Source organism: Brachybacterium epidermidis (genome assembly GCF_015209585.1).
GTDB classification, from domain to species: domain Bacteria; phylum Actinomycetota; class Actinomycetes; order Actinomycetales; family Dermabacteraceae; genus Brachybacterium; species Brachybacterium epidermidis.
Genome location: NZ_JADEYR010000001.1, coordinates 199,454 through 220,484, shown reverse-complemented (window position 1 = coordinate 220,484; position 21,031 = coordinate 199,454). Strand labels below are relative to the sequence as shown.

The following is a 21,031-nucleotide window of genomic DNA, read 5'->3' as shown; positions in this document are numbered from 1 at the left end:
CTCAGCCGCTCTGCAGGCGCCAGATCGACACGGCGATGCAGAGCAGGCCCAGAGCGGCCAAGGCCGCGGTCGTCCACCACGGCTTGTGGGAACGGTGGAAGGACCAGGCGCCGCCCACCAGCATCCCACCGGCGAACAGCATGACGAAGGCGAGGATCACGACGTGGTCCTCCTGAGCGTGCCGAGCCAGTTGCGCAGCAGGCGCGCTCCGGCATCCCCGGACTTCTCGGGGTGGAACTGGGTGGCGGTGAGCGCTCCGTTCTCGACGGCAGCGATGAACCTGTCCCCGCCGTGCGTGGCCCAGGTGACCGTGGGCGCTGCCAGCGGCCCGATCTTCTCCATCTCCCAGCTGCGGGCGGCGTAGGAGTGGACGAAGTAGAAGCGCTCCTGCTCCACGCCGTCGAACAGGCGCGTGCCCTCGCCGGGCTCGATGCTGTTCCAGCCCATGTGGGGGACGATCTCCGCCTCCAGCCGAGTGACCTCGCCGGGCCACTGGCCCAGCCCGGCGGCGCGCTCGCCGTGCTCGGTGCCGGCCTCGAACATGATCTGCAGGCCCACGCAGATGCCGAGCACCGGGCGCCCGCCTGCGAGGCGCTGCTCGATGATGCGGTCGCCCCCGACGGCGCGCACCTGCGCGATGGTGGCGGCGAAGGCGCCGACGCCCGGCACGACCAGGCCGTCGGCCGCGAGCGCCCGGGTGCGGTCAGCCGTCAGCTCCACCTGGGCGCCGGCGGCTTCGAGGGCGCGCACCACGGAGCGGACGTTGCCCGATCCGTGGTCCAGGACGACGACGGACGGTGCGGTGCCCTGACTCACCGGCGCTTCCTCCCCGACGCGATCCACTGCAGGGCCTGGGTGCGGCTGATGGCGGCGGGGTCGATCCCCTTTCCCAGCTCCGCCAGCGTCACAGCGCCCAGCAGGAGCTGCTCGACGACGTCGGAGACCGCCCCGAGCACGAGCGCCGGGGAGACGTCGTCGCCCCGCTCGCCGTTGCGGTAGCGGGTGGCGGTCATGCGATCGCCACGACGCCAGAACAGCACCAGGCCGTTGCGCTGCAGCGCGGTGGAGGTGATCGCGGCGAGGGCGTGGGCGTCCGCCTCCTGAAGCTCGCCCGCGGCGATCGCCCCGGTGTCGGTGTCCAGCACACGGCTGTCGGCCGGGATGTCGGTGCCGTCGGTGCGGGCCTCCCGGCCCAGGCGGATCGCTCCAGCCAGGGCGGTGGCGGCGGCAACGGAGGTGGCGACCACGGCGATGGCCGGTTCGGTGTCCTCGTCTTGGGCGGCGGGCTCGGCGAGCACGTCGTCCACCGTCAGCGGGGCGTCGTCGAGGCCGAGTCCCTGCGTGAGGCGGGCGAACTCGGCGTCGATGTCGGAGCCGGGGCGATCGGCACCGTCGGGGCCGGGGCCGTCCGGGCTCGGCTGGTCGGGATCGCGGGGCAGATCGGGGTCGGGGCGGTCGGCGGTGGTCACAGTGCTCCCTTCGTGGAGGGGACGTCCAGCACGCGGTCGTCGAGGGCGCAGGCGGCGCGCAGGGCGCGGGCGAGGGCCTTGAACTGGGCCTCCACCACGTGGTGGGGGTCGCGGCCGGCCAGCAGTCGGATGTGCAGGCAGATCGCGGCGTGGTGGGCGATGGACTCGAAGACGTGGCGGGTCAGGGACCCGGTGAGGTGACCGCCGATCAGGTGCAGGGCCTGCGCCTCGCTCTCCCCCGTGTGCACGCAGTAGGGCCGACCGGAGAGGTCCACCACGGCCTGGGCGAGGGCCTCGTCCAGCGGCACCATCGCATCGCCGAAGCGTGCGATGCCGCGCTTGTCCCCGAGCGCCTCGCGCAGCGCCTGGCCCAGCACGATCGCGGTGTCCTCCACGGTGTGGTGGGCATCGATGTGGGTGTCGCCCGTGGCCCGCACCGTCAGGTCGAAGCGGGCATGGGTGCCCAGGGCGGTCAGCATGTGGTCGAAGAACGGCACGGAGGTGGACACGTCCACCTGGCCGGTGCCGTCGATGTCCAGGGTCAGCTCGACGCTGGACTCACGGGTGGTGCGGGAGACGGTCGCGGTGCGGCGCGGCCGGTCCAGGTCGGTGCCCGCCCCGCTGCCGGGACTGCTCTCGCCGGCACGCTCGGTGTTCTCGGTCATCGGGGGTCTGCCTCCTCAAGGGCGGTGCGGAACGCGGCGTTGTCCTCGGGAGTGCCGATGGACACGCGCAGCCAGCCTTCCGGGCCGACGGCGCGCACCAGCACGTCCCGGGCCAGCAGGGCCTCGAACACGGCGGAGCGGTCCGCGAAGGTGCGGAACAGGATGAAGTTGGCGTCGGATGCGGCCACCTCGTGGCCGCGCTCGCCCAGGTGGGTGGCCAGTGCGTCCCGCTCGGAGCGCAGCAGGGCCACCTGCCCGAGCAGCTCCTCACGGTGAGCCAGGGCAGCCCGCGCGACGGCCTGGGTGACGGCCGAGAGGTGGTACGGAAGGCGCACCACGCGCACCGCGTCCACGATCGCGGGATGGGCCACCAGGTAGCCCAGGCGTGCTCCGGCCAGCGCGAAGGCCTTGGACATGGTGCGGGTCACCACCAGCCCGGGATGGTCCCCCTGAACGGTCAGCGCGCTGGCCACGCCGTCGCGGCGGAACTCGGAGTAGGCCTCGTCCACCACCAGCAGGCCGCGTGTGGGCGCCAGGGCGCGGGCGGCGGCCTCGACCACCTCGAGCTCCAGGGCCGTGCCGGTGGGGTTGTTGGGGCTGGTCAGCACCACCACGTCCGGGCGGTGCTGCTCGATCGCGGCGAGGACGTCCTGCGCGGTGAGGGCGAAGTCCGGGGCGGGGCCGCGGGAAGCGGTGACCCAGTCGGTGTAGGTGTCGCGCGCGTACTCGGGGTACATCGAGTAGTGCGGCGTGAAGCCGAGGGCCGTGCGGCCGGGGCCGCCGTAGGCCAGCAGCAGCTGGTGCATGATCTCGTTCGAGCCATTGGCCGCCCACACCGATTCCACCGGCGGCCTGTCGATCCCCGCCTCGTGGGCGAGGTAGGAGGCCAGGTCCTCCCGCAGGGCGATCGCCTCGCGGTCCGGGTACCGGTTCAACCCCAGCGCGGCCTCGCGCACGGCGGCGGCGATGTCATCGGCCAGCGCGGCCGACGGACCGAACGGGTTCTCGTTGACGTTGAGCGCATGCGTGACCGGCAGTTGGGGAGCGCCGTAGGGCTCGGCTCCGACGAGATCGGCGCGGGGCGCCGGCAGCGAGGTGGCCGCGGTCGTGGCTGCGGGGTTCACGGACATGTCCTCCATCGTAGGGCTCCGCGGTGAGGGCGCCTCGGGCTGGTCCGACCGGGGAGACCGAAGGTGGCAGGAGGCACAGGCACCTGCCATCGTCGGGGCCGGGCCCGGAGATATCCTGACGGCATGTTCCGCTCCCTCGGTGCCCTGGTGGGTGACCTGCTGATCGTCCTGCTCTTCGTCGCGATCGGCCTGATCCAGCACGGCGATTCGCTGACCACGCAGAACCTGTTCACCGTGGGGTGGCCGTTCGCCGTGGGCGCGCTGCTGGGCCATCTGGCCATCCGTTCCTGGCGGGCGCCGTTCGCATTGTGGCCGCAGGGCGTGTTCGTGTGGGCCATCACGATCGCTGGGGCGATGGTGATCCGCAGCCTGCTGGGTGCCGGTGCCGAGCTGTCCTTCGTGCTGGTCTCCGCCGCGGTCACCGGCGTGCTGATGCTGGGCTGGCGGGCCCTGGCCCTCCACCTCACGCGCGGGGAGCGCGCGCCCCATCAGCGGCACGAGGCCCGCGCCCGAGCCTGAGGCTCAGCACGCGCTGCCGGGTTCTCAGCAATCCTTCTCGAAGCGGATGTCGATGGCCCGCCCGTGCGAGGGCAGTCCCTCGGCATCGGCCAGCGCGGTGGCTGCCGTGCGTGCCGAGGCGAGCGCCTCGCGGTCGTACTGGACCACGTGGATGCCGCGCAGGAAGGTCTGCACGCTCAGACCGCTGTCGTACCGGGAGCTGCCACCGGTGGGCAGGACGTGGTTGGAGCCGGCCGCGTAGTCACCCAGGCTCACCGGTGCGTAGGGGCCGACGAACACCGCCCCGGCGTTGGTGACGCGGGCGGCTGCGGAGGCGGCGTCGGCGGTGTGGATCTCCAGGTGCTCGGCACCGTAGGCGTTGACCACGGCGAGCCCCTGCTCGAGTCCGTCGACCAGGACGACGCCGCTCTGGGGGCCGGCGAGTGCCGTCCGGATCCTCTGCTCGTGCATCGCCTGCGGTACCTGCACCGCGAGCTGCTCCTCGACGGCGGTCAGCAGGGCCTCGGAGTCGGTGACCAGCACGCTGGCGGCGAGCGGGTCGTGCTCGGCCTGGGAGATGAGGTCGGCGGCGACGTAGGCCGGGTCGGCGGTGTCGTCGGCCAGGATCGCGATCTCGGTGGGGCCGGCCTCGGCGTCGATGCCGACGGTGCCGCGCACCAGGCGCTTGGCGGCAGCGACGTACACGTTGCCGGGGCCCGTGACCAGGTCCACGCCCTCCAGCCCGCTGCCGTCGCCGAGATCCTCGGCCCCGTGCGCCAGCAGCGCGATGGCCTGTGCTCCGCCGGCGGCGATCACCTCGGTGACGCCCAGCAGGGCGCAGGCCGCGAGGATGGTGGGGTGCGGCAGGCCGCCGTGCTCCTTCTGGGGCGGTGAGGCCAGCACGATCTGCTCCACCCCGGCCACCTGGGCGGGCACCACGTTCATCACCACGGAGCTGGGCAGCACGGCCCGGCCGCCGGGCACGTACAGGCCCACGCGCCGCACCGGGACCCAGCGCTGGGTGACGGTGCCGCCCGGCACCACCTGCACGCTGGCGTCCGTGCGGCGATGCGCCTCGTCGACCCGCCTCACGCGTGCGGCGGACTCCTCGAGCGCAGCCCGGATGGCGGGGTCGAGCCCGGCCAGCGCCCGCTCCAGCTCGGCCTGCGGCACGCGCAGGTGCTCCGGCCGGATCCCATCGAAGCGCTCGGAGGCGTCACGCACGGCGGCGGCGCCCCGCTCCTTGACGTCCTCGACCACGGGGCGCACGGCCGCGGCAGCGGCCTCCACGTCGAGCTCGGCACGTGGCAGGGCCGCGGTCAGCTCGGCTGCGGTGAGGGTGCGGGTACGCAGGTCGACGGTGGTGAGGATCGGCATGCGAACAGTCTATGGTCGTGCCTGTGCTCGTCGCCTTCCTGCTCACCCTCGTCGCCGGTGGCGCCACCAGCATCGGTGCGGCGCTGGGGGTGCTGGGACGCGGCACCCCCGCCCGGACGCTCGCCGGAGGGCTCGGGCTCTCCGCCGGGGTGATGCTGTACGTGTCCTTCATGGAGCTGCTGCCCGAAGGGGCGGCGGCGCTCTCGGACAGCGCCGACGGCTCGCCCACCGGCCGGGGCTCGGCGCTCGCCGTCGCCGCGTTCTTCGGCGGCATCGCACTGATCGCCCTGCTGGACCGGCTGGTGCCGGAGCCGGTCAACCCGCACGAGTTCTCGGGCCGGGTCGATCATGCGGACGTGCACGGTCCTTCACGAGAACCGGCGGAGCAGGCGGCCGACAGGGCCCTGCGGGCACGACTGCTGCGCACCGGCACGGTGATGGCGATGGTGCTGGCGCTGCACAACGTGCCCGAGGGCTTCGCTACCTTCGTGGCGGCCCTGCAGGCCCCGGAGATCGCGATCCCGGTGGTCGCTGCGATCGCCCTGCACAACATCCCCGAGGGTCTGGCGGTCGCGGTGCCCGTGCATCGCGCCACGGGCTCGAGGGCCAAGGCGTTCTGGCTGGCCACCATGACGGGGCTGGCCGAGCCCGCCGGCGCGGTGGTCGGCTACCTTCTGCTGGCACCGCTGCTGGAGGGACCGGCGATGGGGGCGGTGCTCGCGGGCGTGGCGGGGGTGATGGTGTTCGTGTCCCTTGACGAGCTGCTGCCGGCCGCCGAGGAGACCGGGGAGCACCACACGGTGATCTACTCGCTGATCGCGGGAATGGCGCTGATGGCAGTCACCTTGATCGTGCTGTGAGGTGTGATCGTGCCGTGAGGTGTGATCGTGCCGAGCGGTGTGCATGCAGGGAGCCCTGAACAGGTGCCTCCAGGGGCCCCGTGCGAGAGGGCGGCCACCCCTGCTCGGGGTGACCGCCCTGCGCCAGGCCAGCTCGATCAGTAGCTGGAGAAGCCGCCCTCGGTCAGGGTGTGCTGCTCATCGCCCGTGATCGGCGGGTTGAAGATCGAGACCAGGATCAGGTCCTCGTGCTCGGAGGCCTCCAGGTGGTGCGGGTCGTGCTCGTCGAGCACGTAGATCACGCCGGGGGTGATGTCGTAGCGCTCGGTGCGATCGGCGTTCCACACGGTGCCGGAGCCGCCGATGCAGTAGCAGGCCTCGAGGTGGTTGCGGTACTCCAGCGGCGAGCTGGTGCCCTTGCGCACCACGGTGTGGGCCACGGCGAAGCCCATGTTGTCCTTGGCGGTGAGGATGCGCTGGCTGGTGCCGCTGCCCCACTCGACCTTCTCGACGTCATCGATGGATCGCGTGAACATGAAGCCCCTCCTGGGGTCGGGGTGATGCGTGGGAGACCTGCGCTGCCGAGGGCGCGCTCGGTCCACCGCGAGCCTATCGACGTCGTTCTGCCCCTCACAACGGGTCCGCCGTGCGATACGCGGCGCCCGCCGTACGGTACGGCCATCCCGTCGACCGATCACCGATCACCGATCACCGATCACCGATCACCGATCACCGATCAGTAACGATCCCCGCGCTCTCCCGTTCCGAGCACAGCCCCCGGTAGTGTTGTGGATCACGCACCCCGCCGTGGGGTGCACATCGACCTGAGGAGCCGCTATGAGCGCAGTCCAGCCGACCCCTGCCGGCCACGACAGCCCGAATGCTGACGGGGCGCCCGGCGAGGCCGCAGACACCGACGTGGACGACCGGCCCCGCACCGGCAAGCGCAAGGGATCATTGTTCGGTCCGGGCCTGATCATCGCGGCCTCGTTCATCGGGCCGGGCACCCTGACCACGGCGATCGTCACCGGTGCGAGCTACGGCTTCGCCCTGGCCTGGGCGGTGGTGTTCTCGATCGTCGCCACCATCGTGCTGCAGGAGATGGCATCGCGCCTGGGGATCGGCGGGCGGATCGGGCTGGGCGAGGCGATGCGCCGCACCTTCGAGAACCCGATCGCCAAGGTGCTGATGGTGATCCTGGTGGTCGCGGCGATCGGCATCGGCGGCGCCGCCTACGCCGGCGGTGACACCACGGGCACCGCCCTGGCCGTGTCCTCGGTGCTGCCGATCGACATCCGCATCATCATCGCCCTGATCATCCTGGCCATCTTCGGGCTGCTGGTGACCGGCAGCTACAAGGTGGTCGAGAAGGTGCTGATGGCGATGGCGGCGATCCTCGCCTTGCTGTTCGTGGCCACCACCTTCGTGGTCCAGCCCCCGTTCGGCGAGGTGCTGAAGGGGATGTTCGTCCCCTCGATCCCCGCGGGCGCGGCCCTCACCACGATCGCGCTGATCGGCACCACGGTGGTGCCCTACAACGTGTTCCTGCACGCCTCCCTGGTCCAGGAGAACTGGGGCGAGATGGAGGAGAACAAGGCGATCCGTGAGGCCCGCGTGGACACCGTCTCCTCGATCGCGCTGGGCGGCATCATCACTCTCGCGGTGATGGCCACTGCCTTCGGCGGCATGTTCCTCAAGGGCATCACCGCCGAGACCGGCACGGACCTGGCCCGAGCCCTGGAGCCCCTGCTGGGCGATGCCGCCGGCTGGGTGTTCGCCCTGGGTCTGTTCTGCGCCGGCTTCACCTCGGCGCTGGCAGGTCCACTGGGGGCCGCCTACGCCATCTGCGGTGTGCTGGGACTGAGCACCGACATGAAGTCCTGGAGCTTCCGGATCGTGTGGATCGCGGTGCTGGCGATCGGTGCGCTCATCGCGCTGACCGGCTTCGAACCGGTCTCCATCATCATCATCGCGCAGGCCGCCAATGGCCTGCTGCTGCCGATCATCGCGGTGTTCCTGCTGATCACCATGAACAACCGCCGGCTGCTGGGCAAGCATGCCAACGGCGTGGTCGCCAACGTGCTGGGCGCGGTGATCACCCTGGTGGTCATCGGCCTGGCGATCTACCAGCTCGGAGGGCTGGCCGGCATGTGGTGACCCGGTCCCCGCCTCCGGCCTCCATGCACCGGAGGGCGGGATCCCCCTCGCATCCCGTACGGTGGGCGGCGTCGGCCCCCGGGCGGCCGACACCCCCAGCCGATAGTCTTGACGTCAAGACAGTTGCCGCACCGAACCGAGGGAGCCCCGCGAACCATGGCGCGCATCATCTACACCCACACCGACGAAGCACCGATGCTGGCCACCGCATCGTTCCTTCCGATCCTCGAGGCCTTCTCCACCACCGCCGGGATCGACGTCACCACCCGCGACATCTCCCTGGCCGGTCGCATCCTGGCCGCCTTCGGCGACGTCCTGCCCCAGGACCAGCAGGTCGACGATGCCCTCGCCGAGCTGGGCCAGCTTGCCAAGACCCCCGAGGCCAACATCATCAAGCTGCCCAACATCTCCGCCTCGGTGCCGCAGCTGAAGGCCGCGATCGCCGAGCTGCAGTCCCAGGGCGTGGCCCTGCCGGACTACCCCGAGTCGCCCTCCACCGATGAGGAGAAGGACACCCGCGCACGCTACGACTCCGTCAAGGGCTCGGCCGTGAACCCGGTGCTGCGCGAGGGCAACTCCGATCGTCGCGCCCCCGAGGCCGTCAAGAGCTTCGCCCGCAAGTACCCCCACCGCATGGGCGAGTGGAGCGCGGACTCGAAGACCTCCGTGGCCACCATGGGCGCCGACGACTTCCGCCACAACGAGCAGTCCGTGGTGATCGAGGGTCCCGGAGAGCTGTCCATCGTGCACATCGGCGCCGACGGCGCAGAGACCGTCCTGAAGGCACCGTTCCCGGTGCTGGACGGCGAGGTCGTGGACTCCACCGTGATGCGCGCCGAGGCGCTGGACGCCTTCCTGCGCGAGCAGGTCGCGGCGGCGAAGGAGCAAGGCGTGCTGTTCTCCCTGCACATGAAGGCCACCATGATGAAGGTGTCGGATCCGATCATCTTCGGGCACGCCGTGCGGGCCTTCTTCCCCACTCTCTTCGCCCAGCACGGCGAGCAGCTGAAGGCCGCGGGTCTGTCCCCCGACAACGGCCTGGGCGGCATCCTCGCCGGTGTCCAGGAGCTGGACGCCCGGACCCAGGAGGGCGTGAAGAAGGCCATCGAGCAGGATCTCGCCGACGGCCCCGCCCTGGCGATGGTCAACTCGGACAAGGGCATCTCCAACCTGCACGTGCCCAGCGACGTCATCATCGACGCCTCCATGCCCGCGATGATCCGCACCTCCGGCCACATGTGGGGCCCGGACGGCGAGGAGGCCGACACCCTGGCGGTCATCCCCGACTCCTCCTACGCCGGCGTGTACGACGTGGTGGTCGAGGACTGCAAGGCCAACGGCGCCTTCGACCCCACCACCATGGGCACCGTGCCGAACGTGGGCCTGATGGCGCAGAAGGCCGAGGAGTACGGCTCCCACGACAAGACCTTCGAGATCCCCTCCCCCGGTCGCGTCGAGGTGCGTGATGCGAGCGGCTCCGTGCTGATGAGCCACGAGGTCCAGGCCGGGGACGTGTTCCGCGCCTGCCAGGCCAAGGACGCCCCGATCCGCGACTGGGTGCAGCTGGCCGTGCGCCGCTCCCGCCTCTCCGGCATGCCGGCCGTGTTCTGGCTGGACCCGGAGCGCGCCCACGACCGCAACCTGATCGCCAAGGTCGAGGCCTGCCTGGCCGAGGAGGACACCGAGGGCCTGGACATTCGCATCCTCTCCCCCGTCGAGGCCACCAAGCACACCCTGGAGCGGGTGCGCCGCGGCGAGGACACCATCTCGGTGACGGGAAACGTGCTGCGTGACTACCTGACCGACCTGTTCCCGATCATGGAGCTGGGCACCAGCGCCAAGATGCTCTCTGTGGTGCCGCTGATGAACGGCGGCGGCCTGTTCGAGACGGGTGCCGGTGGCTCCGCCCCCAAGCACGTCCAGCAGCTGATGGAGGAGAACTACCTGCGCTGGGACTCCCTGGGCGAGTTCCTGGCCCTGGCCGAGTCCCTGCGCCACCTCTCCCGCACCGCCGACAACGCTCGCGCCGAGGTGCTGGCCGACGCCCTGGACCGCGCCACCGCCACCCTGCTGGAGGAGGGCAAGTCCCCGCAGCGCAAGCTGGGCAGCATCGACAACCGCGGCAGCCACTTCTACCTGGCCCTGTACTGGGCGCAGGAACTGGCCAAGCAGACCGAGGACGCCGAGCTGGCCGAGGCGTTCGGCCCGCTGGCCGCGAAGTTCAGCGAGGCCGAGCAGACGATCGCCGAGGAGCTGCTGGCCGTGCAGGGCTCCCCGGCCGACATCGGCGGCTACTACCGTCCGGATCCGGAGAAGACCGCACGCGTGATGCGACCCTCGGCCACCTTCAACGCCATCCTGGACGAGATCGCCCAGGCGCTCTGAGACGAGCCCAGCACGATCGAGACGTGCACGCACGGCAGCGGCCGGTCATCCTCGCGATGATCGGCCGCGGCCGTTCGCACCTGCACACCGCCCCCGCCGGGAGCAAGGAGCACCCATGCCCGTGATCACCGCACCGTCGGACGGCATCGACCTGCGCTACGACGTCTCCGGCACCAGTCCTGCCGTGGTGCTCCTGCACGGCTCCGTGCTCAGCCGCGCCATCTGGCGAGGACTGGGCTATCTGGAGCCGCTGGCCGAGCACCACACGGTGATCCGGGTGGATCTGCGGGGCCACGGCAGCTCCGACGCCCCGCACAGTGCCGATGCCTACACGCAGGAGCGCTTCGTCTCGGACCTGCTGGCGGTGCTGGATGCGGAGGGCCTGGAGGCGGCGTCCCTGCTGGGCTACTCCCTGGGCGCCCGCATCGGCGTGAGCACCGCAGTGCGCCACCCGCAGCGGGTGTCGCGCCTGGTGAGCCTGGGCGGGTCCGCCTCCGCTCAGCACGGAGCGGTCGACGAGGTGTTCTTCCCCGGGGTGATCGAGTCGGTGGCCTCCGGCGGCATGGAGGAGTTCTGCACCCGTCAGGGGCTCGGACCGGAGGTGGGGGACAGGCGCGCCCGCGCCACCCGCGCCGCGTTCCTGACCGCTGATCACCAGGCGATCGCCGCCCTGCTGGCCGCGACTGACGCCACCGCGGGGATCCCCGCCGAGCAGCTCGCGCAGTGCGAGGTGCCGGCCCTGTGGATGGCCGGCACCGAGGACCACCCGCGGTTCGAGGAGTCCCGGCAGGCGGCGGCCGTGATGCCGCGCGCGGGGTTCGTGCCGCTGGAGGGGCGCGACCACGGAGGAACGCTGGCCCCGGCCGGACCCGTGCTGGAGCACGTGCTGCCCTTCCTCGCCGAGGATCAGAGCACCTGACGCACCAGCGCCACCAGGGCAACCGCCGCGATGATGCCGCGCAGCCCAGAGGTCCAGGGCGAGTCGATCCTTCCTCACCCCGTGGGGCCAGAGCCTGTCGGTGAGCACGCGGAAGTCGTGCTCGCCGGGGCCGTCGTCATCGACGAGATCGCGCACCCGCCCCAGGAGGATCCGGGGGCGGGTGCGCGAGGCGGTCATTCGAAGCGCATCAGCGCAGCGCCGCGAGGGCCGCGTCGTAGTCGGGCTCGTCGGCAATCTCGGGCACCTGCTCGGTGTACAGGACCGTGCCGTCGGCGTCGACCACCACGACAGCACGCGAGAGCAGGCCCGCCAGGGGACCGTCGGACATGGTCACCCCGTAGTCCTCACCGAAGGTGGAGCGGAAGGCGGAGGCACTGACCACGTTCTCGATGCCCTCGGCACCGCAGAAGCGCTCCTGGGCGAAGGGCAGGTCACGGGAGACGCACAGCACGGTGGTGTTCTCCAGCCCCGCGGCGAGCTCGTTGAAGCGGCGCACGCTCATGGCGCAGGTGCCGGTGTCCACGGAAGGGAAGATGTTCAGCACCACGCGCTTGCCGGCGAAGTCGCCGCTGGTAACAGGACCCATGTCCGTGCCGACCAGATCGAACTGGGGTGCCGATGATCCCTTCTGCGGCAGCTCGCCGACCGTGGAGACGGGATTGTTCTGGAAAGTGATAGCAGCCATGTCCCCATCCTCACGCGCCTGCCTGGGAACCACAAGAACGGACCTGAAACGCACGGACGGGCAACCGGTCGACGGCATCGGACCGCGGAGCCTCCCGCCGGCTCGCTCACTCCATCGTGGCGCGCAGTCGCTCCACCTGCTCGTCCACGTCGAAGTCCGCGGCGGGCCACTGCGGGTCGATCGCCTCCAGCGCGTCCAGCAGCAGCTGCTGGACAGCGATCCGCGCGTACCACTTGCGGTCCGCCGGCACCACGGTCCACGGGGCGTGCTCGGTGGAGGTGGCGGCGAGCGCCCGGTCGTAGGCCTCCATGTAGGCGGGCCAGTGGACTCGCTCATCGAGGTCGCCGGGGTTGAACTTCCAGTGCTTGTCCGGGCGCTCCAGCCGCTCCATCAGCCGTTCGCCCTGCTCCTGGGCAGAGATGTGCAGCATCACCTTGATCACGGTGGTGCCGGCCTCGGTCAGCTCCTGCTCGAACTCGTTGATCGCACGGTAGCGGCGCTGGATCTCCTGCTCATCAGCCCAGCCGTGCACCCGGTGGATCAGCACGTCCTCATAGTGGGAGCGGTCGAACACGCCGATCATCCCGGGGGCCGGGGCGTGCGGCCTGATCCGCCACAGGAAGTCGTGCTTCTTCTCCTCGTCCGTGGGGGCCTTGAAGGCGCTGATGTCCACACCCTGGGGGTCCACCGAGCCGACCACGTGGCGCATGATGCCGCCCTTGCCGGAGGTGTCCATTCCCTGCACCACCAGCAGCACACTGCGGCCCTCCCCGGTGGGACGACTGGCCGCGTAGAGCCGCTCCTGGAGGTCGTCGAGGCGCTCGTCGAGCGCGGCCAGGCGATCTTCGCCGTCCTGCTTGTCGCCCTGGAAGCCGGGGGTGGAGCGGGCATCGAGCTCCGTCACCGAGCCGGTCCAGCCGGGAGGGATCCTCACACCCCGCGGGGCATCGGTGCTGACGAGCACGTCCGCGCCGGTGCCCGCGCCACCTGAATCATCTGTGCCATGGATCTCATTCATGCGCTTCAGAGTAGTGGGACCCGGTTTGACGCGCCGCCCGCGGGGGGCGAGGGTCGCCCCATGACGACCCTTGCGATCACCCACGCCCATGTCCAGCCCGTCACCGACGATCCCTTCGACGGCGCCGTCCTGGTGCGGGACGGGGTGATCACCGCGCTCGGCCCCGACGTGGACGTCCCCGGCGACGCCGAGGTGGTGGACGCCGACGGCGCATGGCTGCTGCCCGGGTTCATCGACGCCCACGTGCACCTGGGCGTGCACGAGGAGGGTGAGGGCTGGGCCGGCAACGACACCAACGAGATGACCGACCCGGTGATGGCCGCGGTGCGCGCCATCGATGCGATCAACCCGATGGAGGTGGGCTTCGACGACGCCATCGCCGGCGGGGTGACCGCTGTGAACGTCAACCCCGGTTCGGGCAACCCGATCGGGGGCCTGGCCGTGGCGATCCGCACCCACGGCCGCGTGGTGGACGACATGGTGCTGCGCGAGCCCTCCGGGCTGAAGGCCGCCCTGGGTGAGAACCCCAAGCGCGTGTACGGCGAGCGCAGCGCCACGCCGTCCACGCGCCTCGGGGTCGCGCTGACCATCCGCAAGGCCTTCGCGAAGGCCCGCGCCTGGAGTGCGAAGGACCCGGCCGAGCGCGACAGCGACCTGGTGTCGGAGGCTCTGGCACGGGTGCTGGCCCGCGAGATCCCATGGCGGCAGCACGCGCACCGGGCCGACGACATCGCGACCGCCCTGCGCATCGCCGAGGAGTTCGGCTACGAGCTGGTGCTCGACCACGGCACGGAGTCGTACCTGATCGCCGATCGCATCGCGAGGGCCGGGGTGCCCGTGCTGTACGGACCCCTGATCGTCTCCCGCTCCAAGGTGGAGGTGCGCCACCGCACCACCCGCGCCCCGGGCATCCTGGCGCGGGCCGGGGTGAAGGTATCCCTGATCACCGACCATCCCGTGGTGCCGATCGACTTCCTCGTGCACCAGGCTGCCCTGGCAGTGAAGGACGGCATGGACCCCTCCGATGCCCTGCGCGCGATCACCGTGAACCCTGCCGAGGTGCTCGGTCTGGGTGACCGGCTGGGCTCGTTGGAGGTGGGCAAGGATGCGGACCTGGTGCTGTGGGACGGTGACCCGCTGGACCTGCGCCACCGGACGCTGCGCGTGTGGCAGGCCGGCCGCGAGGTCATGCACCGCGGTGAGGACGGGCAGCCCGTGATCGCGGAGCGCTGAGCGCTCAGTCGTCGATCCGCACGTCCTGGGTCTCCACGTCGACCTCGACCTCCACGTCGTCGTTCGAGCCGTCCGGGATGATGTCGACGGTGTAGTGGATCCGGTCGTCATCGGACTCCAGCGACCAGCCGGAGACTCGGCCGTCCTGTGCTCCCAGGGCTAGTTCGATGGCCTCGGCGTACGGCATCGGATCGGCGATGTCGACGGCGGGCTCGCCGTCGTCGTCCTGGTCGCGCTCGTGCTCGATGATCTCTCCGCTGATGGCGCTGAGCTCGATGGCGTGCTCCTGGGCATCGTTGCGGATCTCGATCTCCCACTCCCAGCCGTTGCGGCGGTCGTGGTCGATGGTGATCGAGTGGACGTCCCCTCCCCCGGCGGCGTCCAGGGCGCGCTGCACGGCGTCCTCCGCGGGGATGGGCAGCTCGGTCGAGGCCAGGTCGGCATCGGCCGGGAGCTCGGAGCCCGCTGCGGAACCGCCGCCGTCGGATGCGGCCGCGCCGTCGTCGGAGGTGGCCGCGCCGCCATCGGCGGCACCTCCATCAGAGGATCCACCACCGTCGGAGGCGCCGCTGCCCTCCCCTGCGTCCTGCTCCTGGCTCGGCTGATCGGGCTGGGCGGGATCCTCGGTGTCGGAGCCGCATCCGACCGCCAGGGCCAGGACGAAGGCGGCCCCGGCGGCGGAGCGGACGAAGCGGCGGCTGGTGATGGTCATGGGGGTTCTCCGTTCCTGGAGGTGGCCCGGGCGCCACCGTGCTGATCGCACTGGCCACCCGGTTCGCTGATCAATCCAGCGTAGGCATGGCCGGTTGGGCGGGCGCGGATTCTGAGAGCACTCTCATCCGCAGTTCACGAACGGACGCCTGATATGTCTCCCAACTGCACGGATGAATGGGCCGACCGACCGTTAGCACCGGTTCTTGGCAGGTGGAGCGTGACCTGGGTTACGGTCACTGGGTCAGCAGATCCACGGATCCGCGGTCGTGTTCCATCTCGACCGCCCTCGGATCTGACAGCTGTACATGAGAGGAATCCACATGACTTTTCAGGGCAACATCCGAGACCTGCAGCGCGCAATCGTTGTCGACTCCACCGGCGACAAGGTCGGCTCCGTCGGCCAGGTGTACGTGACCAACGAGGGGCAGGACCCGTCGTGGGTGACGGTCAACACCGGCCTGTTCGGGACCAACGAGACCTTCATCCCCCTGGCGGACGCTCAGTTCACCGACGGTGAGATCCGCGTCCCGTACGAGAAGAAGTTCATCAAGGACGCTCCGAACATCGCGGAGGACGGCGAGATCTCCCAGGAGCAGGAGGCCGAGCTCTACCGCTACTACGGCGTCCAGGATCCCTCCCGCGACGGCTACCTCGATGCAGGTGACCGCACCGGTGGCACCGTCGATGACAGCACCGGGACGGGCGTGGGCGCTGCTGGCGCTGGCGTCGGAGCCGCCGGGGCCGGCGTGGACCGTGACCGCGATCTGGACCGCCGTGACGACGACGGCGTGACCCTCCACGAGGAGAAGCTGAACGTCGGCACCGAGCGCCGTGAGGCCGGCAAGGCGCGCCTGCGCAAGTACGTGGTCACCGACACCGAGCAGGTGGAGGTTCCCGTCCAGCGCGAGGAGCTGGTCGTCGAGCGCACCCCCGCCACCGGCGAGGACCGCGGCGGCCGCCTCGGCGAGGACGAGACAGAGGTGACCCTCCACGAGGAGCGCCCCGTCGTCAGCAAGGAGACCGTCGCCACGGAGAACGTCAACCTCGGCAAGCGCACCGTCACCGACACCGAGACCGTCACCGAGCAGGTGGGTCACGAGGAGGTCGATGTGCAGTCGGGTCGCGACGACCGCGTCTGAGCAGCATCTGAGGGAACCAGGAACAGGCAGCGCGTCAAGCGCCCTGACCCCTGAGTCCTGATCCAGGAAGGGCGCACCACCTCCGAGGTGGTGCGCCCTTCCGCATGCCGCGACCGGAACGGCCCGGATCACCGCTTCCCAGTGCTGGTCCCTTACTGCGGCCCGCGGATCGTCCTAGTGTGGAGGCACGGCATCGTCCAGCTCGCACCGTCGAGCACCGAGGAGGCACCATGTCCACCGTTCCGTCCTGGCCCGATGCGGCGCCGAAGGCTCCCAGTGACAATGAGCTCGAGTCGATCCACGCCTGGTGGCGCGCAGCCAACTACCTTTCGGTCGGCCAGATCTACCTGATGGCCAACCCGCTGCTGCGCGAGCCTCTGCAGCGCGAGCACGTGAAGCCGCGGCTCCTGGGGCACTGGGGCACCACGCCCGGGCTCACGTTCCTGTACGCCCATGCCAATCGCGCGATCCGTCAGCGCGGCCTGAAGGCCATGTACATCACCGGCCCCGGCCATGGCGGCCCCGGGCTGGTGGCGGCAAGCTATCTGGAGGGCACCTACTCCGAGGTGTACCCGGCAGTCGGCCAGGACGTGGACGGGCTGCGTCGCCTGTTCACCCAGTTCTCCTTCCCCGGCGGTATCCCCTCCCACGTGGCCCCGGAGACGCCGGGCTCGATCCATGAAGGCGGCGAACTGGGGTACGCCCTCTCCCACGCCTACGGGGCCATGATGGACCGGCCCGACGAGATCGCCTTCACCGTGGTCGGTGACGGCGAGGCCGAGACCGGCCCGCTGGCGACCTCGTGGCACTCCAACAAGTTCATCAACCCCCACACCGACGGGGTGGTGCTGCCGATCCTGCACCTGAACGGCTACAAGATCGCCAACCCCACGGTGCTGGCCCGCATCGGGGACGACGAGCTCGCCGACCTGATGCGAGGCTACGGTCATACGCCGCTGTTCTTCACCGGCGGTTTCGATGACGAGGACCCGATCCCGACGCACCGCCGTTTCGCCGAGGTGCTGGACGAGGCCCTTGACCAGATCGCCGCGATCAAGAAGCAGGCGGCCAAGGACGCGAAGACCGGCAGGACCACTGAGCGACCTGCCTGGCCGATGATCGTCTTCCGCAGTCCGAAGGGGTGGACCGGGCCCAAGGAGATCGACGGGCACAAGACCGAGGGCTCCTGGCGCTCCCACCAGGTTCCCCTGGCCAGCGCGCGGGACACCGATGAGCACCTGGCGGATCTGGACCGCTGGCTGCGCTCCTATGAGCCCGAGGAGCTGTTCGACGAGGACGGCGCCCTGCGTGCCGAGATCGCCGCGGCCGCCCCGGAGGGCGGGCTGCGGATGTCGGCGAACCCTGCCACCAACGGCGGGGTGCTGCGCAAGGACCTCCGGCTGCCCGATTTCCGCGACTACACGGTGGATGTGCAGGCCCCGGGCGCGACGATCGCCGAGCCCACCCGGGTGCTGGGCACCTGGCTGCGGGACGTGACCGCCCAGAACATGGAGACCTTCCGGATCTTCGGCCCGGACGAGACCGCCTCGAACCGGCTGCAGGCCGTCTACGAGGTGACCGACAAGCAGTGGAACGCGCACTTCGAGGACCACGATCACGCCGAGCACCTGGCCGCCACGGGCCGGGTGATGGAGATGCTCTCGGAGCACCAGTGCCAGGGCTGGCTGGAGGGGTACCTGCTGACCGGCCGGCACGGACTGTTCTCCTCCTACGAGGCGTTCATCCACATCGTCGACTCGATGGTGAACCAGCACGCCAAGTGGCTGAAGATCACCAACGAGATCGAGTGGCGCGCTCCGATCTCCTCGCTCACCTACCTGCTGAGCTCGCACGTGTGGCGGCAGGACCACAACGGCTTCTCCCACCAGGACCCGGGTTTCATCGATCACATGGTCAACAAGAAGGCCGAGGTGGTCCGGGTGTACCTGCCGCCGGACGCCAACACGCTGCTGTCGACGATGGACCACTGCCTGCGCTCTAAGCAGTACGTCAACGTGGTGGTGGCCGGCAAGCAGCCCAACCCTGTGTGGCTGAGCCGGGAGGAAGCGATCACCCACTGCACCCGCGGTCTGGGCATCTGGGAATGGGCGGGCACCGAGGTGGCCGGCCAGGAGCCCGATGTGGTGCTCGCCTGCGCCGGGGACATCCCCACCATCGAGACCATGGCTGCCGCCAAGATCCTGCGGGAGAAGCTGCCGGACCTGAAGGTGCGTGTGGTCAACGTGGTGGACCTGATGCGCCTTCAGGACGACACGGAGCATCCGCACGGGCTGTCCCAGCGGGCCTTCGACGGGATCTTCGGGGAGGACATCCCGGTGGTGTTCGCCTACCACGGCTACCCGTGGCTGATCCATCGCCTGGCCTACCGCCACGACCGCCATGGCCGCATCCACGTGCGCGGCTACAAGGAGGAGGGCACCACCACCACGCCCTTCGACATGCTGATGCGCAACGACACCGACCGCTATCACCTGGTGATGGACGTGATCGACAGGGTGGAGGGGCTGGGCACCGCCCAGGCCCTGCTGCGCCAGGAGATGGAGGACGCCCGCGTGCGTGCCCGCGCCTACGCCTACACCCACGGTGCCGACGTCCCCGAGGTGGCCGACTGGCAGTGGGGCGACGGCGGCGACGCTACGACCGCAGCCCCGGGGGTGGCCGCTGAGACCGGCGGCGACAACGAGTGACCCGCTCATAGGAGGGGCCCGATCCGCACCGCGGATCGGGCCCCTCCGTCTGGGAGCGGAGTACCTGGTGGTGGCTCCTGCGGGCGCGGTATCAGTCCAGGCTCTCGAGAGCCTCGTCGATCGGCTGGTCGCCGTCGTTGAACTCGATCACCCGGCCGATGGTGCTCTCGTGCTCGAGGGTCGCGGTGATCACCCGGGCCACGTTGGCGCGGGACACCTCTGCGCCCTCGGTGGCCGTGACGTCGATGCGCCCGCTGGGCTCCTCCAGGGTGAGGGCGGAAGGGCGCAGGATGGTCCAGGACAGCCCGCTGTTCTGCAGGTGCTCATCGGCCTCCGTCTTGGCCTGGGCGTAGGGGTAGAAGTCGTCGCCCTCCGGCACCCCGTGGCCAGGGCCGGCGCCGAAGTAGCTGACGATCACGAAGCGACGCGCTCCGACACGCTGGGCGGCGTCCATGGCGGCGATCGCGGCATCGCGGTCCACGGCCCAGGTCCGCTTCGGGTCACCTCCCCCGGCTCCGGCCGTCCACACCACGGCCTCCGTGCCGCTCAGCAGCTCCCCCCAGCCCTCCGCATCGAGCCGCTCGATGTCCGTCACCACGGGTCGGGCGCCGGTGAGCTCGATGTCGGCGATGTGGTCCGGATTGCGCACCGCGGACCGCACCTCGTGGCCCGCCTGCACCAGCAGCGGCTGGGCGAGAAGGGCGACCTTGCCGTGTCCTCCGATGAGTGTGATCTTCATGTTCCCACCCTGCCATTCCTGCCTGTGACCGTCGAGGGGCGGTACCGGGTGGTCGGGCTGCCGTCGCGCCTCCAGCTCGTCAGCGTATTCTGAGCCGGGCCGTGCCATCCGCCGGCCTCCGCCCCCGGAAGGAACCGCACCATGGCCGGTGGACTTGCCGCCCTGCTCGATGACGTCGCCGCTCTGGCCCGCCTCGCTGCCGCGAGCGCCGATGACGTGGCCGCCGCCTCCGCCCGCGCGGGTGCGAAGGCCGCCGGTGTGGTGATCGACGACACCGCCGTCACCCCGCAGTACGTGCAGGGCATCAAGCCCAAGCGGGAGCTGCCGATCATATGGCGGATCACCAAGGGCTCCCTGTTCAACAAGATCGTCATCATCCTGCCGATCCTGCTGCTGCTGAGCGTGTTCGCCCCGTGGCTGCTGCCGGTGCTGCTGATATTCGGCGGCCTCTATCTGAGCTTCGAGGGCGCCGAGAAAGTATGGGAGCTGGTACGCGGCCACGAAAAGAGCAAGCCCGCGTCCGCCAAGGGCGGGGACGCCGAGGACTCTGTGGTCAAGGGCGCGGTGCGCACGGACCTGATCCTCTCTGCGGAGATCATGGTGATCGCCATGAACTCCATCGAGCAGGACTCGCTGTGGATCCGCGCCGCGGTGCTGGTGGTGGTGGCCCTCGGCATCACGGCGCTGGTGTACGGCGCGGTGGCGATCCTGGTGAAGATGGACGACGTGGGCCTGGCCATGACCAAGGACCACGACTCCCCCGCCAAGCAGAAGCTGGGCCAGCGCCTGGTCACCGCAATGCCCACCGTGATGAAGGTGATCAGCTACGTGGGCATGATCGCGATGCTGTGGGTGGGTGGCCACATCATCCTCGTCAGCACCCATGATCTGGGGCTGGCCCAGCCCTACGGGTGGATCCACGGCCTCGAGGTGGCCGTGGGCGGCGGCGTGCTGGGATGGCTGATCAACACCTTCTTCTCGTTCCTGATCGGCCTGGGCATCGGCGCGATCATCGTGGCGCTGATGCACGTGCTGCCCTTCGGCCGCCGCGGGGATGACGAGGCCGACGAGAAGATCGCTGCCGACGCGAGCCACGGCACAGGGGCTCAGGACGGCGGTTCCCGCCGGGTGGACGCCGGGAAGCAGAAGCACCCCGCCGTGGGCGATCAGCGCGACACCGAGACCGCAGCCGACCCCCGCATCTGAGCATCGCCCTCCCCCGGACGGACGACGGCCCCGTCGAGCACCGGCTCGGCGGGGCCGTCCGCGTCGCGTGGCCCCGGGGTCGTCAGTGCTCGCGGTCCGCTGCGGGGCGGTCCGGGCCGGAACGAGCAT

At 70.5% G+C, this 21,031-nt stretch carries 20 protein-coding genes; 9 read left to right on the top strand and 11 right to left on the bottom strand.

Annotated elements, in window-relative coordinates; genetic code table 11:
- Position 1: 1 nt before the first annotated feature.
- Genes IOE58_RS01040 through IOE58_RS01020 form a run of 5 tightly spaced genes read right to left on the bottom strand, consistent with a single transcriptional unit; the run spans position 2 to position 3,264 of the window.
- Positions 2–160 (bottom strand): hypothetical protein, encoded by a 159-nt coding sequence (locus IOE58_RS01040; protein ID WP_193864578.1) that lies wholly within the window; start codon positions 158–160, stop codon positions 2–4.
- On the bottom strand, positions 157–816 hold the full coding sequence (gene hisH, locus IOE58_RS01035; protein WP_193864576.1) for an imidazole glycerol phosphate synthase subunit HisH: 660 nt from the start codon (positions 814–816) through the stop codon (positions 157–159). Before hisH ends, IOE58_RS01040 begins: the two co-directional genes overlap by 4 nt.
- Positions 813–1,469: a hypothetical protein gene (locus IOE58_RS01030; protein ID WP_193864575.1), complete on the bottom strand. Its 657-nt coding sequence runs from the start codon at positions 1,467–1,469 to the stop codon at positions 813–815. Before IOE58_RS01030 ends, hisH begins: the two co-directional genes overlap by 4 nt.
- Positions 1,466–2,134, bottom strand: a complete 669-nt coding sequence (gene hisB / locus IOE58_RS01025) for an imidazoleglycerol-phosphate dehydratase HisB (protein WP_228018440.1) — start codon at positions 2,132–2,134, stop codon at positions 1,466–1,468. Before hisB ends, IOE58_RS01030 begins: the two co-directional genes overlap by 4 nt.
- Positions 2,131–3,264, bottom strand: coding sequence for a histidinol-phosphate transaminase (locus IOE58_RS01020; protein ID WP_431831682.1), 1,134 nt, complete (start codon positions 3,262–3,264; stop codon positions 2,131–2,133). Before IOE58_RS01020 ends, hisB begins: the two co-directional genes overlap by 4 nt.
- A 123-nt stretch (positions 3,265–3,387) precedes the next feature.
- Here IOE58_RS01020 and IOE58_RS01015 point away from each other — a divergent pair, with 123 nt between their 5' ends.
- Positions 3,388–3,783 (top strand): DUF3054 domain-containing protein, encoded by a 396-nt coding sequence (locus tag IOE58_RS01015; protein WP_193864573.1) that lies wholly within the window; start codon positions 3,388–3,390, stop codon positions 3,781–3,783.
- Positions 3,784–3,807: 24 nt separating this feature from the next.
- Here IOE58_RS01015 and hisD read toward each other — a convergent pair whose 3' ends face one another.
- Positions 3,808–5,139: a histidinol dehydrogenase gene (hisD, locus tag IOE58_RS01010; RefSeq protein WP_193864572.1), complete on the bottom strand. Its 1,332-nt coding sequence runs from the start codon at positions 5,137–5,139 to the stop codon at positions 3,808–3,810.
- Positions 5,140–5,150: 11 nt separating this feature from the next.
- Here hisD and zupT point away from each other — a divergent pair, with 11 nt between their 5' ends.
- The gene (zupT, locus tag IOE58_RS01005) at positions 5,151–5,999 is read left to right on the top strand and encodes a zinc transporter ZupT (protein WP_193864571.1); all 849 of its coding nucleotides are present in this window, start codon (positions 5,151–5,153) and stop codon (positions 5,997–5,999) included.
- A 137-nt stretch (positions 6,000–6,136) separates the two neighbouring features.
- Here zupT and IOE58_RS01000 read toward each other — a convergent pair whose 3' ends face one another.
- Entirely contained in the window at positions 6,137–6,514 is a 378-nt protein-coding gene (locus IOE58_RS01000) for an ectoine synthase (RefSeq protein ID WP_193864570.1), read from the bottom strand.
- Between the two features lie 301 nt (positions 6,515–6,815).
- Between IOE58_RS01000 and IOE58_RS00995 the strand changes: the two genes are divergently transcribed.
- From IOE58_RS00995 to IOE58_RS00985, 3 genes are all read left to right on the top strand, one after another.
- Positions 6,816–8,135: an Nramp family divalent metal transporter gene (locus IOE58_RS00995; RefSeq protein ID WP_193864569.1), complete on the top strand. Its 1,320-nt coding sequence runs from the start codon at positions 6,816–6,818 to the stop codon at positions 8,133–8,135.
- Positions 8,136–8,291: 156 nt separating this feature from the next.
- Positions 8,292–10,520 (top strand): NADP-dependent isocitrate dehydrogenase, encoded by a 2,229-nt coding sequence (locus IOE58_RS00990; RefSeq protein ID WP_193864568.1) that lies wholly within the window; start codon positions 8,292–8,294, stop codon positions 10,518–10,520.
- Between the two features lie 115 nt (positions 10,521–10,635).
- Entirely contained in the window at positions 10,636–11,439 is an 804-nt protein-coding gene (locus IOE58_RS00985) for an alpha/beta fold hydrolase (RefSeq protein ID WP_193864567.1), read from the top strand.
- 208 nt (positions 11,440–11,647) lie between these two features.
- Here IOE58_RS00985 and tpx read toward each other — a convergent pair whose 3' ends face one another.
- Entirely contained in the window at positions 11,648–12,145 is a 498-nt protein-coding gene (gene tpx / locus IOE58_RS00980) for a thiol peroxidase (RefSeq protein WP_193864565.1), read from the bottom strand.
- 106 nt (positions 12,146–12,251) lie between these two features.
- On the bottom strand, positions 12,252–13,163 hold the full coding sequence (locus tag IOE58_RS00975) for a polyphosphate kinase 2 family protein (protein ID WP_193864564.1): 912 nt from the start codon (positions 13,161–13,163) through the stop codon (positions 12,252–12,254).
- Between the two features lie 60 nt (positions 13,164–13,223).
- Between IOE58_RS00975 and IOE58_RS00970 the strand changes: the two genes are divergently transcribed.
- Entirely contained in the window at positions 13,224–14,396 is a 1,173-nt protein-coding gene (locus IOE58_RS00970) for an amidohydrolase (protein ID WP_193864563.1), read from the top strand.
- A 4-nt stretch (positions 14,397–14,400) separates the two neighbouring features.
- Here the strand turns inward: IOE58_RS00970 and IOE58_RS00965 are convergent, their stop codons facing one another.
- Positions 14,401–15,108, bottom strand: a complete 708-nt coding sequence (locus tag IOE58_RS00965; RefSeq protein ID WP_193864562.1) for a PepSY domain-containing protein — start codon at positions 15,106–15,108, stop codon at positions 14,401–14,403.
- 322 nt (positions 15,109–15,430) lie between these two features.
- Between IOE58_RS00965 and IOE58_RS00960 the strand changes: the two genes are divergently transcribed.
- Positions 15,431–16,249: a DUF2382 domain-containing protein gene (locus IOE58_RS00960; RefSeq protein WP_193864560.1), complete on the top strand. Its 819-nt coding sequence runs from the start codon at positions 15,431–15,433 to the stop codon at positions 16,247–16,249.
- Positions 16,250–16,479: 230 nt separating this feature from the next.
- Complete coding sequence (locus IOE58_RS00955) at positions 16,480–18,957, top strand: phosphoketolase family protein (RefSeq protein ID WP_193864559.1); 2,478 nt, start codon at positions 16,480–16,482, stop codon at positions 18,955–18,957.
- Between the two features lie 91 nt (positions 18,958–19,048).
- Here IOE58_RS00955 and IOE58_RS00950 read toward each other — a convergent pair whose 3' ends face one another.
- Positions 19,049–19,696: an SDR family oxidoreductase gene (locus tag IOE58_RS00950; RefSeq protein WP_193864558.1), complete on the bottom strand. Its 648-nt coding sequence runs from the start codon at positions 19,694–19,696 to the stop codon at positions 19,049–19,051.
- Between the two features lie 141 nt (positions 19,697–19,837).
- Between IOE58_RS00950 and IOE58_RS00945 the strand changes: the two genes are divergently transcribed.
- Positions 19,838–20,902, top strand: a complete 1,065-nt coding sequence (locus IOE58_RS00945; protein ID WP_193864556.1) for a DUF808 domain-containing protein — start codon at positions 19,838–19,840, stop codon at positions 20,900–20,902.
- The last annotated feature ends 129 nt before the right edge of the window (positions 20,903–21,031 follow it).

Bases quoted from the DNA above. Each gene is read 5' to 3' on its own strand.
- hisB (WP_228018440.1), bottom strand. From the start codon at position 2,134: ATGACCGAGAACACCGAGCGTGCCGGCGAGAGCAGTCCCGGCAGCGGG.
- IOE58_RS01020 (WP_431831682.1), bottom strand. From the start codon at position 3,264: ATGTCCGTGAACCCCGCAGCCACGACCGCGGCCACCTCGCTGCCGGCG.
- IOE58_RS01015 (WP_193864573.1), top strand. From the start codon at position 3,388: ATGTTCCGCTCCCTCGGTGCCCTGGTGGGTGACCTGCTGATCGTCCTG.
- hisD (WP_193864572.1), bottom strand. From the start codon at position 5,139: ATGCCGATCCTCACCACCGTCGACCTGCGTACCCGCACCCTCACCGCA.
- zupT (WP_193864571.1), top strand. From the start codon at position 5,151: ATGGTCGTGCCTGTGCTCGTCGCCTTCCTGCTCACCCTCGTCGCCGGT.
- IOE58_RS01000 (WP_193864570.1), bottom strand. From the start codon at position 6,514: ATGTTCACGCGATCCATCGATGACGTCGAGAAGGTCGAGTGGGGCAGC.
- IOE58_RS00995 (WP_193864569.1), top strand. From the start codon at position 6,816: ATGAGCGCAGTCCAGCCGACCCCTGCCGGCCACGACAGCCCGAATGCT.
- IOE58_RS00990 (WP_193864568.1), top strand. From the start codon at position 8,292: ATGGCGCGCATCATCTACACCCACACCGACGAAGCACCGATGCTGGCC.
- IOE58_RS00985 (WP_193864567.1), top strand. From the start codon at position 10,636: ATGCCCGTGATCACCGCACCGTCGGACGGCATCGACCTGCGCTACGAC.
- tpx (WP_193864565.1), bottom strand. From the start codon at position 12,145: ATGGCTGCTATCACTTTCCAGAACAATCCCGTCTCCACGGTCGGCGAG.
- IOE58_RS00975 (WP_193864564.1), bottom strand. From the start codon at position 13,163: ATGAATGAGATCCATGGCACAGATGATTCAGGTGGCGCGGGCACCGGC.
- IOE58_RS00970 (WP_193864563.1), top strand. From the start codon at position 13,224: ATGACGACCCTTGCGATCACCCACGCCCATGTCCAGCCCGTCACCGAC.
- IOE58_RS00965 (WP_193864562.1), bottom strand. From the start codon at position 15,108: ATGACCATCACCAGCCGCCGCTTCGTCCGCTCCGCCGCCGGGGCCGCC.
- IOE58_RS00960 (WP_193864560.1), top strand. From the start codon at position 15,431: ATGACTTTTCAGGGCAACATCCGAGACCTGCAGCGCGCAATCGTTGTC.
- IOE58_RS00955 (WP_193864559.1), top strand. From the start codon at position 16,480: ATGTCCACCGTTCCGTCCTGGCCCGATGCGGCGCCGAAGGCTCCCAGT.
- IOE58_RS00950 (WP_193864558.1), bottom strand. From the start codon at position 19,696: ATGAAGATCACACTCATCGGAGGACACGGCAAGGTCGCCCTTCTCGCC.
- IOE58_RS00945 (WP_193864556.1), top strand. From the start codon at position 19,838: ATGGCCGGTGGACTTGCCGCCCTGCTCGATGACGTCGCCGCTCTGGCC.